Annotated in this window: 17 protein-coding genes; 10 read left to right on the forward strand and 7 right to left on the reverse strand. The window is 34.7% G+C overall.

Features of this window, described 5'->3' with window-relative positions; genetic code table 11:
- Nucleotides 1–246 precede the first annotated feature (246 nt).
- The 7 genes from ACHZES_RS22325 to ACHZES_RS22355 form a co-directional block, all read right to left on the reverse strand.
- On the reverse strand, nt 247–486 hold the full coding sequence (locus ACHZES_RS22325) for a hypothetical protein (RefSeq protein WP_395546750.1): 240 nt from the start codon (nt 484–486) through the stop codon (nt 247–249).
- A gap of 246 nt (nt 487–732) precedes the next feature.
- Nucleotides 733–3,012 (reverse strand): hypothetical protein, encoded by a 2,280-nt coding sequence (locus ACHZES_RS22330; protein WP_395546752.1) that lies wholly within the window; start codon nt 3,010–3,012, stop codon nt 733–735.
- On the reverse strand, nt 3,009–3,332 hold the full coding sequence (locus ACHZES_RS22335) for a hypothetical protein (RefSeq protein ID WP_395546753.1): 324 nt from the start codon (nt 3,330–3,332) through the stop codon (nt 3,009–3,011). Before ACHZES_RS22335 ends, ACHZES_RS22330 begins: the two co-directional genes overlap by 4 nt.
- Nucleotides 3,333–3,535: 203 nt before the next feature.
- The gene (locus ACHZES_RS22340; RefSeq protein ID WP_154520416.1) at nt 3,536–3,754 is read right to left on the reverse strand and encodes a hypothetical protein; all 219 of its coding nucleotides are present in this window, start codon (nt 3,752–3,754) and stop codon (nt 3,536–3,538) included.
- Between the two features lie 341 nt (nt 3,755–4,095).
- Entirely contained in the window at nt 4,096–4,284 is a 189-nt protein-coding gene (locus tag ACHZES_RS22345; protein WP_395546754.1) for a hypothetical protein, read from the reverse strand.
- Entirely contained in the window at nt 4,274–5,176 is a 903-nt protein-coding gene (locus ACHZES_RS22350; protein WP_395546755.1) for a hypothetical protein, read from the reverse strand. The genes ACHZES_RS22345 and ACHZES_RS22350 overlap by 11 nt, the downstream gene beginning before the upstream one ends.
- A gap of 989 nt (nt 5,177–6,165) precedes the next feature.
- On the reverse strand, nt 6,166–6,393 hold the full coding sequence (locus ACHZES_RS22355) for a helix-turn-helix domain-containing protein (protein ID WP_395546757.1): 228 nt from the start codon (nt 6,391–6,393) through the stop codon (nt 6,166–6,168).
- 209 nt (nt 6,394–6,602) lie between these two features.
- Here ACHZES_RS22355 and ACHZES_RS22360 point away from each other — a divergent pair, with 209 nt between their 5' ends.
- From ACHZES_RS22360 to ACHZES_RS22405, 10 genes are all read left to right on the forward strand, one after another.
- Nucleotides 6,603–6,764 (forward strand): hypothetical protein, encoded by a 162-nt coding sequence (locus ACHZES_RS22360; protein WP_395546759.1) that lies wholly within the window; start codon nt 6,603–6,605, stop codon nt 6,762–6,764.
- Nucleotides 6,765–8,148: 1,384 nt separating this feature from the next.
- A complete protein-coding gene (locus ACHZES_RS22365; RefSeq protein WP_395546761.1) occupies nt 8,149–9,036 on the forward strand; it encodes a hypothetical protein in 888 nt (295 codons plus the stop codon).
- Between the two features lie 70 nt (nt 9,037–9,106).
- Nucleotides 9,107–9,280: a hypothetical protein gene (locus ACHZES_RS22370; RefSeq protein ID WP_395546762.1), complete on the forward strand. Its 174-nt coding sequence runs from the start codon at nt 9,107–9,109 to the stop codon at nt 9,278–9,280.
- 35 nt (nt 9,281–9,315) lie between these two features.
- A complete protein-coding gene (locus ACHZES_RS22375; protein WP_395546763.1) occupies nt 9,316–9,528 on the forward strand; it encodes a hypothetical protein in 213 nt (70 codons plus the stop codon).
- Between the two features lie 5 nt (nt 9,529–9,533).
- The gene (locus tag ACHZES_RS22380; RefSeq protein ID WP_404820274.1) at nt 9,534–9,701 is read left to right on the forward strand and encodes a hypothetical protein; all 168 of its coding nucleotides are present in this window, start codon (nt 9,534–9,536) and stop codon (nt 9,699–9,701) included.
- Between the two features lie 96 nt (nt 9,702–9,797).
- Nucleotides 9,798–10,064 carry a hypothetical protein gene (locus ACHZES_RS22385; RefSeq protein ID WP_395546764.1) on the forward strand — a complete coding sequence of 89 codons (267 nt, stop codon included), beginning with the start codon at nt 9,798–9,800 and terminating at the stop codon, nt 10,062–10,064.
- 100 nt (nt 10,065–10,164) lie between these two features.
- Nucleotides 10,165–11,784 carry a hypothetical protein gene (locus ACHZES_RS22390; protein ID WP_395546765.1) on the forward strand — a complete coding sequence of 540 codons (1,620 nt, stop codon included), beginning with the start codon at nt 10,165–10,167 and terminating at the stop codon, nt 11,782–11,784.
- A gap of 12 nt (nt 11,785–11,796) precedes the next feature.
- On the forward strand, nt 11,797–13,443 hold the full coding sequence (locus tag ACHZES_RS22395; protein WP_395546766.1) for a DUF4942 domain-containing protein: 1,647 nt from the start codon (nt 11,797–11,799) through the stop codon (nt 13,441–13,443).
- A 46-nt stretch (nt 13,444–13,489) separates the two neighbouring features.
- Nucleotides 13,490–13,726 (forward strand): hypothetical protein, encoded by a 237-nt coding sequence (locus ACHZES_RS22400; RefSeq protein WP_395546768.1) that lies wholly within the window; start codon nt 13,490–13,492, stop codon nt 13,724–13,726.
- An 85-nt stretch (nt 13,727–13,811) separates the two neighbouring features.
- Complete coding sequence (locus tag ACHZES_RS22405) at nt 13,812–13,937, forward strand: hypothetical protein (protein ID WP_395546769.1); 126 nt, start codon at nt 13,812–13,814, stop codon at nt 13,935–13,937.
- The last annotated feature ends 106 nt before the right edge of the window (nt 13,938–14,043 follow it).

Genomic DNA, 14,043 nt, shown 5'->3' on the forward strand with positions numbered 1-14,043 from the left:
GTTTTCCTGTATGTATTCATTTGGAAACCTAGTAAAATATTCTGATTTTGTAATAATATAATCCTCCTTTTATTTAACGAGCGTTCAGCAAACGCTCTTTTTAGAGCCTCTAATTTAATTTAGTCGTTCAGCAAACGTCACTTTTATGTATGTCTACTGAACTGAAATAAGATATAACCATTTAATAAGACAGACAATTGTTTTCGCTTTCAGCTCAAACAGAACGAGGTGCGTGTTTTGTAGTTTTCATATCATCTCTTTATTAATTCTGTAACAAGTATTGCTTCTAGCCTTTTGCAAGTTTGTCCTGGTAGCAAATACGACTAATCCGTCTTTAGAGTATGTAACTCTATCAATATGGTAATCAGACCATTGACTCTGCCACATATCACCTGGCTTTGGAGCTGTGTTTTTTGGTAAAACAGGATGATCAGATGATTGGTAATGATATTGTTGCTGTGGTAGCTCTCTGATATAAAACCTCATAGTGAAATACCTCCTTAATAGGTGCTTTCCAAAATTGTGATTAAGTATCTGATATATAATTCTCTATTTCTATAATGATTCCTTTGATTATTGATTTGTATTTTACCGGTAGCATTAAATAGGAGAGTAGTGGAGTAATATTTGATTCTCTGTTTTAATGTAAAAATACCCCACCATTACAGTGGAGATATTTATGTGTGATTATTAAAAGACCCCACTATCGTTAAGATAATGGGGTTTAGCTATTTATAAAGGTTTTGGCAATTGGGTAATAAACTTTGCCCTTCCGTCTTCGTAATTTATGAGATTTAGTGAATGGTATTGTGGTAACACTTCCATATCTTCTAATGTATATGGTGCTAATTCGTCTTTAAACTCGTTAAAATTAGATTTTCCACTTCCCTTCATAAGCATATAACTTGCCCCTGCGCTTCTTAGGGTTTGGTCAATAATTGAAATCTGACCTAAGTATTGACATGAAAATACAAATTTGTTTCCGAATTTTCTAGTCTGTGGAAGAGTTTCCTGTTCTTTTAACATTTGCATAGCTGTTTTAGCTTGAAATATTTCATCAACAAGTACATGAAATCGTTTTGGCTGATTGTAAATACCACCTCTTACCAGAGTGGCACACCATATTTTCGTGAGCCAATAGGTTACTATTACATTTTTTGAATATGGAGTAGCAAAATATTCTTGCGGCATTTTGACTAAAACTATTTTTCCATCGTCCATTGCCTTGACTAGATCTATATTGTCTTCGCAATTCTTGTTGAACATCATTTTCAGTCGCAAATCTTTCTTTAATAGGTTAATTCTATGATTTATACCGTCTATTTTTGCGTTTCTAGTGCCTATAACGGAGTTATCCTTACTTAGATCATTCAACTCCTTTAAGGCGCTGATTTCATCTGCTAGAATTTCTTGCAGATTCGCAGGTATCTTTTTAATACATATTTCACGATATTCAAAATCGTTTAAACACCTTACCACATCTTTGAGGCTTGCATTTGGATTAAGAAATACAATATTGCTAGCAGAGCTTAGATATCTATCCATACTAGTGGATAAAGGTTCCCCGTCTACATTTAAGGCATCTATAAGCATTTGTACATATAGAGACTTTCTGTTAGATACGTCAAGTAAGTCAAGGTGATTATTTGTTTTGGGCTGTAATTCATTGTATCCAAATCCCTGTGCTTCATATATATTTGACATATCCAATATTATTAATTTGTCTTTAGAGACAATCTTTTCGATCGTTGTTGATAGGTCGCAGTTCTTAATATAATCAATGACAATCGCACCTTCGTCTCTTGATTGAATATTATTTACATAATTACTTATATAAGTAGTCTTACCACTTCCTTGCTCTCCAATTAGTACCAATGGGAAATTGCCCTGGTCGTAATTATCTCTTAGATACGCTTTTGTCTTGCTGCCTTTAAATGTGCAGGTTCCAAGATAGATATACCCACTTTGCAACTTATCTGGTACTTGCGTTTCCAATATATTTGTATGATCTATGCTTTTATATTCATCTAGCAATTCTCTTCCGGGCAGACTAATAAAATTCTGCCCCTCTCTAGGTTGTATTTTGATTGATTCAACCCCTTTGATTCTCGTATCTAGTAAATCTATATCTCGATTCATTTTCCTTGAAATAAGTCGATTATCAGCGTCTAGGCACTGAAAGCTTCCACATATACTTATTGCATTATTGTATTCTCGTTCTTTGTCATTGCTCTCCGATAAGCATAAAATCTGTGCATTTACTATTGTTGATTCGCGCTTTTTGCTCGTGTCGTCGCTCAGAACAATATCCTTCAGACGTTTTTCTATTATATTTGTGGGGCTTAAACTTAAACAGCTTAAAACTGTATCAAAAGCTTTGCTTAATAGCATTAGACCCAATCTAACAATATAAACAGTAGATGCTTTGTTTTTATTAATTGGCAGGTCTTCTTTTAGTTTTTCAATGGTTTTATCATATCTTGCTCTCCAAGATTTTTGATATATAGGGGCAAAATTATAAAATACCCCTACCTTGTCACCGTCCTCCATTATATGTAAAGTGGTTAATAAGCTGTTTAGTAGCACATTATTTCGCTTGTCACATGTTAGACTCATAGCATCATCATTTTTATATGTCATGTAATATTTGGTACACTCCTTGTTAAAAAGAGGTATTTCATCAACTTTAGTGATTGTGATTTTATTGCTCCAAGTATCTATAATCTTATCTTTAAAAAGGTTAAAGTGAGTTTCTGGTACCACAAAATAAAATTGAACATCATTTTTCTCCATGTAAATATAATAGCTAACTTTGGCATTGCACTCAAAGAATAGTTTTTTATTAATGGTTCTTATTTGTTTATCAATACTTTTGTACAGTCCGGCTACTAAGGTAATAAACTTATCTGAATTGTAATTACGGATAGAATTAGACGGTGTAAGCTTTAGGAACACATATTTAGGTCGCTTATATTCAATGTAATCACTAATCTTTATGGAATGTTCTTTCATATTAGTGCACTCCTAATCATTAAAAATAAAAGATATATCAAGAAACATTTCATGCCCAGAGCAAGAGATTTCTTGTCGCCTGTGCAATATACCGTTACAATGCACCAAACGACTACTAATTTACAACCCCAAGTAACAAACGGATTCAAAACATCAAATATGCCATTAACTAGCCATATACCGAAATCTACGAGATTTACTCTAAACGCTTCACCAAACCAGTCAATGGAATTTCCCACTAATCCTTTGTCTGTTCCATCACCACTGGCGATAGAATTAGTATTACTATTCAACATCATAGATATTTTAACTACGAACATATACAAAAATATCACCTACTTACAAAATAAGATTTATGATTAGACTAATAATCCATTGAATTAATGTTAAGAAAGTGGTTAAAACTAATGATAGAACGATTGCGATAACATCCTTATTTTTTATATTAATTTTGTTAATTAAGATACGAGTGAAAACAAATACACCACACAACACAAAAATAAATGATAACATGGCGACCCTCCTATTGGAATTTACTCTGTACTGCGTCTAAAACATTAACGATCGCATATAGACAACCATAGCTTAAGCCACCGTGAATTACGCTTTTAATAACTCCCTGGATATCGGAATTGTTACCATCCTTTATTATGTCGCTTGCCATCTTAATGGCGAATATCCATTTTGCTATGTCGCAAATTGAATAATACATCATTTTAAAAATGTCATCTAATTGATTCATATATAATTTCCTTTCGAAATGAGGTGATCTTAATGGGATATTTAGATTTAGTAATAATCTTTGGTTTAATTAAGTTTTTTGGGACTGTAGCTGGATATTAATAGATTCTTTAGAATAGGTACAAGAAGTACACGCATAATTCGTAAAATTTGCGCATACACATGTCGTGTAGTGCAATCGACGCGAGTTGATGTAATGGAATGACATTCATATGGGGTAAGCCTACCCTTTTGTTATGGCTTGATTACCATAGTTAAATATGTTAATATTAAGAGGCTGATCTACTCGGTTAGCAATAAGGTTTCTCCCTGTGTAATGTTAGCGCATTACATGGGGATTTTTTAATCTAAGAAATTAAGTAATCCTTGGTGCTGTTGCTTTGGTTGTTCCTCTGTGTTTTTTCTTTTGTACTCATCAATGGCTAAATCCTTTAACCATGCACTTGGAGAACTGTGTTCCCAAACAAAGTCATGTAACCATTTTTCATCTGCTTTCCATGTGATCTTGACTGGCTTTAAATCATCGGCCACATGCAACACTCCTTTCTGCAAATTTGAAATAACCTATATTATAGTACCCTATCGCATTAGCGAATTGTGGGTTAACTATCTTATTGACATCTTGGAACCTCTTTCGGAATGCATTATATAACAAGTCAGTCCCGCCACCTACTAGATACATCGGTGTAGTTTCTGTTGGATATTTTAGCTTAATTTCTTCGACTAAAATATCTATGTAATCTTGGAGTAAAGGCTTTAAAAAGCTGAGGTCTTGCTGCACACCTCTAAATTTTAATCCCATTAAGAGTATCTTTTCTGCATATGAATTATCTAGTTTTAGTCCATATCTATTATTGACTATTTCCATAATAGAAGAGTAGAGAGTCCTCATTCCCTTGTACCATGTATCAGATTTAAGTATCTGGGAACTAGTTGCTGTAAATTCTACGAGGCATGGGTCTACCGTTAGTCCTCCAATATCTATTATAATGTACTCGCCAAGAAGCTCTTTCAGTGTGTATAAAGAAGATACTCCTTGTGGACTTACTATGACATCATGTATTTTGAAGCTACAAGGCTTGTTATCGTACGATACAACACATTTATTGTAGCCTAAGATGCTTTCCTTAAGCCTTACCTTTTGTTCCTCATATTGACCGATTGGTAAGCCAGCAACTACGCACAAATCTTTTGCGTCACTCATTACGATATTGTAAATGGTACAAACCTTATTCAATTCAGTATTTGTCTTGTCAACCTCACTCGTCATTTTACCAGATCCAATGTAATAGTTCTTTCCGTCTATCGTAAGTTTTTTAGAGCCAACCACACTAGTATCATTTGTTGAATATGCGCTCCGAAAAATTCGTCCATTGTTATCCTTTGTATGGCTGTAACCTACATCTAGACCTTTAATTAACATGAAAACCCCTTTCGAATATTTTACCTTGTTTTGGCAAATTTTCTCTTGCTCTTTGCTAAATACTATGCAAGGTTTTCGAAAGTAGTACCTAATTGGGGAAAATTTTTCCTAATTTAATTTACTGAAGATTATTCATTTATAGAAGAAAATTGGTAGGGTAGGAGAGTTATATGGACTTAAGAGCGTTTTACTGTAATTGCAATTAATTTAGAAGCAACTTGCTTATATAATTTTTAGATGAACTAAAACCGTACTTCGGTAGATGGGGTAATTTGCGGTGAGAAAACAAGGAAAAGCATTGATTATATTGGGATTAAGGCTGATCTGGGACGAGTGATATTAATGAGATGTGGAGCTGATTTTGGCTAAAATGAGGAAACTTCGGGGAAAGCTTGATAAATCAATGGTTTTTGGAGTTTTAGAGGTGATATTTGAGGATTTTGATGTGATTTTGAATTGTCTGAAAACTTTATAAGTACTGATTTTGTTGGGTTTTGTGGTGATTGTCCCGAAGGTGCTACCGAAGTGATTTTGTTAATTGTTTGTATTCGGAGTTCAATTTTAAACATTTCATGCGGATGGAACTGATAGGAGCTTTTGGAGAGGTAGGAACCATTCCTAAAATGTAAACCTACCCCCACCCATCAGGAATCCCACAAAAGCCTTGTAAATCAAGCAAAAAAGTGAACTTCTGTTATTTCTTCACTTTTATATATTCTTACACCATGACACATAGTATCGATAACTATATGAAACTCATCTGGTTTTGTTGCTTTTACAACGAAATAATAACGTGTGTGGTTAAATTGTATATACAATAATTATTGCCGGTATGTTCGAAAATAAAGATTCATTTATCAATGGATAATAGACTAGTATACTAGTAGTTCATTACCACGCATTCGTATCACATGATACAAGTCATAATCCTAGCTTACCCTTTCAGCCAGTGTAATATCAATCCTTCTGATCTGTTTCCTGGTCTAACTTTAGTCGTTCTTTCTTTTGATATCAATATGCAATTCGCAGCCAACAGCATCACACAATGCAACTAGTGTATTAAGAGTAATATTTCCGGTTTGCCCATTCAATAAATTGCTGACAGTCTGTTTGCTTTTACCCATTCCCTTGGCAATATCCATATTGCTTATATCGTAATCAATTTTTATATGCTCTATCACTTGCATAATGTCATTTATGTTTCCGTCATATATCATAGTATTTCCCCTTTTCATTTATGAATAGTATTGATTATACAATACATTTCATGATATGTCAATATACACAAAAATATAACGATATAAATATCAATCTTTATATACTATTATATCAATATAAGTATTGCAATATCGGTACAGTTATGCTATAATTAAGACAGTTAAGAAATACGAATCACAAACAAGTCAATCGAGAGGTGGTAACAAAAATGAAAAAATCAGAATATGGAATGACACTTGATGAATTATTAGATTCTCCAGAATGGACTTCGCTTATGAATAATTTAAATCATGAGCCACAAATGCAAAAACAGAACCATAATATTAGTTTAGCAGACACGGGCAGATATCCAGAACATATGTATTATTAACATATAATCAAGCCTAAATGACAAGCGTTATGTCAGATGCAACTCCTGACTAGGCTATCAACTGATTAAGATATCAGTTCCCATAATGAACGGACATAGGCTCATGAGTAGCAACGCCTCATAGTTGTGCTACCACTGGTAACTACTCCATTACAAAATTAGCGTGAAATGGGAAGTCCTACGAAAACGGACATTAAAGGCAGGGCGTTGATCTGGATAATCCGACGGCATAGGCAGAACAAAAATGAGTGGCGATAGTGTGTAAGCAGATAAAAAGGGATATATCTGAAAAAGCTGGTATATTCTTAGAGGCTGATATTGTCTATATCGTTCCTATGCATAAACAAATAACAAGCGTGCTTTGTGTCAGTACGAATATGGACTAGAGAATATTTCCTTAGAAACTCTAGGAGACACAACCTCATACAAGTGATGATACTTGCCCCATAAAACGGAAAAGAGCCTGACAGCTACCAACTGTCAAGCCCTAACCAACTACATAATGGGAGGTGATGGAAATGCCAAAAGGCTACTATGTTCCTTCCGGTTACATGGGTTTCATAAATAATAGCTACCAACTATTTGCCACTGAATCCGAGTATCTGGAATACATAAGTTAATCACCAAAGGCGGGAAGCTACCAACTTCCTGCCGATCCCAAAGGGAAACACATCGAAATGTGCCTCACTCCAACAAGTTGAGATTATCACATTTCATGCAATCTGTCAATTCTGGCAGAGAGTTTCCCAAATCAAACAGAGAATTACAACTTAGTAACCTTCCATACCGATTGACTATGCAACACGCTGTCAACCGCTTATCTATAACAATTCTTAGATGGTCCCTATAATGAAACGTCTGACTGATGTGGTACAGACAGGGCATTCGCCTACACGACATTGATAATAGAATAAATCCGCAACGTATGAAATATGTAAACGCTATACCGTAAAGGATAGTAGGAAGAAACCAGAAGACGTTAGGCAGGACGAAACAAACCGCTATAAGGCTATAGGCAAGACGGAGGCAACTACCTATAGAGGCAGATCAAAAGCGGTATATAAAGTAAATAAGCGATAAATTGAATTAGGGCCAGTAGGCTTGTTTTATATAAGAAGCAATATAATTTTATCAGTTATACAATGCAAGCGAAAATACACCATCACAGTATATAGCAAAAGGATTTTGAGGAAGTCGGGCAAAAGCGTAAAGCCTGGATTGGTGGCAAGTAGTAGACATAATCAAAATAGATATGCTTTCCCTGTCTGTGATACCGTATAAAAGCAAGTTGTGTCAGTAGTGCACAAGTATGAAATAATGACTTGCTTTTTCGTTTGCATGAATATCTGATAAAGATAAAATATAATAGGAGGAAAAGATATTCATGAATGCAAATGATTTATTAGAAAGTAAAGAGTTACGAGAAAAATTAGTTGCTAAAGTGGAAATTTTGGATAAGGTTAAAAAGTTACTTCTTATTCCTGGCACAGAGTTAGCAACGGTTAAACAAGTAGCGGACTTTTACGAGGTAGGAGAAGAGGCCATAAAGGCTGTAATCTTCCGTAACCGTAATGAGCTAGAAGAAGATGGATTAAGTTCTATATCAGGCAAGGAAACAAAAGAAATGTTAGGAAGTTGCAACTTGCAACCTCGTAACATGAGAGGTGGTTTCATATTTGAAGGCTTGGAAGATATACGCTTTAATAATAAAAGCAATGTATTTCTTCCTCGTCGGGCAATATTAAGAATCGGAATGCTGCTTAGAGATTCCGAGATTGCAAAGGAAGTCAGAACTCAACTTCTTAATATAGAAGAAAAGGCAACTCCTGAAGTGAAAACCGCCGATATCACAGAAGAACAATCCCTTGCTTTATCCGTTGGCATGGCATATGCTAGTGGCGATCCGGACGCAATTCTGATTGCCACAACTAAAATGATGAACTACAAAAACCGGCACATAGCAAAGCTTGAGGAATCAAAGATAGCATTAGCAAATGGAATTCTTGAATGGGAAGATAGAAGCCGGATCAATTTTGCAGTCAAGAAGATGGCGGCATTCGCCAAGATACCAGTAAGCCAGGCTTGGAATGAGTTATATAAGCAGCTAAAGAACAAGTACCATATTGACTTACCGAGCAGAGGCAAGCAGCCATGGGTGGATCACATTAAGGAAGAAGAATGGAAGAATGTAATTAAAGCTTTTTCTGCACTATGTGAATATTACGAAATTGAACCAAGCGAAATGTTTCACGATTTAAAAATAGAAGTTTAAAAGTAGGACTTGTAACGGTCAAATGTTATGAGTCCATTTTTATTATTAAAAAAGGAAAGAAGGTCATAAAATGAAAACCAAAAACATGATTATCATCGCAGCACTTGTAATTAGTGCTTTTTTCGTCGGTAAGCTTACTAATACGGACACCATCAACATGAATCAAGTTGTTGATATTCAGGCAAGCGAGTATGGAGCACAGATTGTTTTAAGTGACGGTAACGGCTACTATTGGGAGAGATAGCAAAGAAATATCCATTTCATAGGGAGGTAGGACACATGAAAACATTTTTAGATGATTATGAAAATATGGCAACGATTAAAAAGGGTTATGGTTTTCCGTACAAAGGGGCAACGCAAAAGGTGGATGAATTTACATTAACTTTGTATTCATTGTACGATAATTGTAAGATATATTTTCTTTCTATATATGAAACTGAAGAAGATGCAGTCAACAAGTTAAATTCTTTCAGTTGTGGAACATTTAAATAAAGTAAATGAAAACCGAATTTGATTTAGAAAGTAGAGGTGGCAAGATGAATTATTATTTGTTTGGTAACTCCATATTAACGGAGGGTCAGATGCATGTAGTATGGATGGAAAATTACATGGCAGAAAATAAAAATTTTCAGAAGTGGTTACAAACGCAACAAAGAGCATCTTAATAAAGCAGAGTGGAGCAGTCATAATAGACTGCTTTAATGCACCTGACACAAGTCAGACGGTCACAAGTCCGTAAGCATATAGAGGGAGGATCTATAATGGAAAAATTAATTAATATTGGTACATTGAATGGAATATCACACTATGCGAGTTTAAAGGTGGAACGCGATTGTTTTGGACACATTCATAATAAAGAATTATACAGTGTTCAGGGCGGTACTATGGAGTATATAAAGTCTGTGGGAATTAAAAAATGCATACGGTATGTGAATTTCGATTCTATGAAAATTGATATGGAAGATGTATACAAAAATTGTATTTTTACATGGAATGATAGCGAATATATAAATGCGATGGCTGAATAAAAATTCTTATTTTATCCCTAGTCAGAAGCCATTAGAAAATTCTAGTGGCTTTTATAGTGGGAATAAATGAACAAAACAATAAATAACGGAGGTAATTACAATGTCAAATTATTATGATTATAGGGAAGTAAAAGTTATGATAGCGCATAGATTAATGGCTTTAGACGGTTGGAAAGTTTACAATTATTCACCGGATGAGTCGGACAGTATGATAGACTATTATTGCCCTGCCACTTGGGGCGGTGTTGCAGAAAAGAACGGATATGTTCTTTGTGTTGACGTTTATGGAGCCAGAGAGGCAGAAGAAATTAGAAGGTATGACTATACTGGCTTTTCTGAAGATAGAGGCATTATGGACAAAATAAAGAAACTGGAAGCTATGACCGTTGAGCGTGGCGCGTCAGAATCAGAAGAAGCAAGCGCAAAAGTGATGATTGAAAGACTCCAGAAGAAATCCGAAGCAGCGACAGAAAACAAGGAGAAATATATCGTTGTCGGTATGATACCAGGGCATCAGGCACACCCAAATAAATGCAACTGGCATATTGAGAAAGATGGCATTATTATTGCAAAGGGTAATGGTATTTTAAAATATTCTGGAATCTATTATAAAGAGAACTACAAAAAAAGAACAGAAGATGAAATTAGAGAACAGATAAGAAGAACAAATGGCGGTTGTAGTTGGTTTAATGATACAGAGTTAGAAAAGTCAGTTAAATACCAGATGGAAGAGCAGGAAGAAACTTTAAAACTCAAAACAGATTTTGACAAATTCATTAATAAATTAGATACCACGTGCGGAGGACTTCTTGGAGAGGGTGACGGTTTCATTTATGAAAAAGTAACCGTTACAGAATACAAAAAGGAAAACAAAGCAGTTGAAACAGCAAGCGGAGAAGTTAAGGACGGACAATGCTTTATTCTTAAAGGCAGTTTTAATCATAATTGTTATAGGGGACTCGTTTACCGTATTCATGAGAACAAGACCGAAAGAGGATCATATTTTACAGCCTACAAACTAAACGGAAAATTGACAAAAGAATGCACCGGATCAGCTAGTCAAAATAACCGTTGGGGAACCTTTGGAGATAAGTTCCTTAAATGGGTAGAACAAGGACTTATTTCTTTCTGTGAAATACAGGAAGTGAAAGTACCTTATGAAGTAGAAAAGGTATCTAAAAAGAAAGTTACTACATCAAAAAGTACCAGAGCCGAAGAAACGGAGGAACAGCAGAAGAAAGAAACCGATAGCAATATTTATACCTATGAGATACTAGAAGATGTCGACACAAGAGACAGTTCAAATATATGGGTTGTAAAAGTAAAGGATTCTTTAAGTCGTGAGGAATACAAGGAGTTAAATAAGTATATGGGAGATATCGGCGGATATTATTCACGATTTAAACATGGATTTATTTTTAAAGAGAATCCAAGTGATTTATTGAATAACGAATCGGCCACGAAAACGGACGATCAAACAGAAGGTAACCAGGAAGAAAACAGGGAACCAGAGAAACAGAAACTCGTCATTGAATACGATATTACGGAAGATAAAAGCCCATCAGGAAAGATCATCTATTTGGTAAAAGTCAAAAATGAATTATCAAAGGATAATTTTTCAGAAGTCAAACGGAATCTTGCAAAAATACAAGGATATCATAGCAGCTTGAAGGACGGGTTTATTTTTAAATATGATCCAACAGAAAAATTAATTATATAGGAGAAGAAAACAATGTTTACATCGAATGCAGATTTTTACCCAACGCCAGGGCATCTTATTGAAAAAATGCTCTTTTCTTTGGATTTTAATAGGATTAAAAGTATTTTAGAACCAGAAGCCGGTAAAGGTGACATAATAGAAAAGATTAAGAAAAAAGAGGAGTCGATGTCCGACCGTTGGCAGAAGGTTTCCTTTGATATTGATTGTATAGAGCGGGACGAAAACTTACGACTTATTCTTAAGGGGAAGGGCTATCGTCTTGTACACAACGATTTCTTGACCTATGACACGATGAAGGAATACGACCTTATTATTATGAATCCTCCTTTCTCTAATGGCTGCAAACACCTTTTAAAAGCCTTGGAAATGCAGAAGAGAAACGGCGGTGCTGTCGTTTGTCTTCTTAATGCGGAAACACTTAGAAACCAGTGTAACAATGATAGGGTAATGCTTGCTAGACTATTAGAGGAATACGGCGCAGGTATTGAATATATAAAAAATGCCTTTACGGACGCAGAACGAAAGACAGATGTTGAAGTAGCGTTAATTAAGGTACAGCTTCCAGAGGTCAAAAGACAATCGTTTATCTTTGATGGACTTAAGATGACTAAAGAACAACAAGAATACGAGCAGACAGAAAACGCATATCTAGCAGAAAATGACTTATTCAAATCCATTGTAAGTCAATATAATTTAGAGGTAGAAGCAGGTATAAAACTGATTAAAGAATATAATGCAATGTATCCTTTAATAATGACTTCTTTTGGAAAAGATGAAGAGACGGGCGAAACAATACAGAAAGGCGGTTGCATTCTTAGCCTTGATTTATCGACAAATAGGGATAAATACAGCAATAAATTATCAGTAAATGGATTTATTAGGGAAGTACGAGGGAAATATTGGACAGCATTATTTCATAATGAAAAATTCATAGGACAGCTAACGGAAAACTTACAACAAGATTTTTATAATAGGCTTGAAGATTTAAAAGACTATGATTTTTCTTTATATAACATTTATGAATTGAAAATAGAGATGCAGAAGAAAGTCGTTTCTGGAGTAGAGGAAACTATCATATCTTTATTTGATGAATTAAGTCATAAGTATTATTGGGATAAAGACACATCAAGCAATATTCATTATTATAATGGTTGGAAGACAAACAAAAGTTGGTTCATTAATGAAAAGGTCATAATACCCCTTTCAAGTTGGGATTCAATATGGAATCAGTTTAGAATAAACGATTATAAGATCGTAAGAAAATTACAGGATATCGAAAAGTGCTTCAATTATCTTGACGGTGGATTAACTGATGCTATTGACTTAAAAGAAACATTGGAATTCTCACAGGAGTACGGTGAGACAAGGAATATCACTCTAAAGTATTTCAACATAACATTTTATAAAAAGGGAACCTGCCATATTACATTTACTAATCCAGAACTATTAAAGAAGTTCAATATTTTCGGTTCACAGAAAAAAGGCTGGCTTCCTCCTTCTTATGGTAAGAAGCAGTACAAGGACATGACATCAGAAGAAAAGGCTGTAGTAAACGAATTTGAGGGCGAGAAAGAGTATAGCAAGGTAATGAGTGACACTAAGTATTATCTATTCGACGGAAACAGCAGTATAAACTTATTAGAAGACAAGACAGCATAAAAGTCGATAAAAAGTAAGTTTTATTTGCTAAATGGAGGTTGATTTTATGAAAAGAAAAACATATAACAATGTTCTTAAAGCTGGAATACTTATTCAGAAAAAAGGATATGACGAAAAAGAAGCATTGGAACTTGCAGTAAGATTATTTGATAATTTACCAGAAGGAAAGGACGTTGAATTTTTAATTGATAAGGTAGCAACTAAAGAGGAATGGTTAAAGGATCAACAGAAATACGGATATTTATTTCAGGGTGGAATGAAAAGTTATCCAGTTGGGTATTAGGATAAAATGCACGTTTGATGGTGAGCAATCGGAGAATATATACCTGGTTGCTTTTATTATGCTCAAAATTAAGAAGGAGATTGTAATGGAGAAGTTTACAAATAAAGAACTGAAAATTATCAGTAATGGTTTAATAAGCCTTATCGTGAATGCTGCGAAGGCAAAGGGGCTTGTAACTGATACGGTTTCACTAGGCGAAAATGAACAGTAAAAATTATGTTGGTGGAGTTAGTTATTTGCCGTCGGACTGTGAAGACAATCCAAACGAGGTGGAGTTAGATTTATAGATCAAATTATATTTTTCAAAATATGTAAGG

The sequence above is a fragment of the Lacrimispora sanguinis genome (assembly GCF_044987295.1).
Classification (GTDB): Bacteria; Bacillota; Clostridia; order Lachnospirales; family Lachnospiraceae; genus Lacrimispora; species Lacrimispora celerecrescens_B.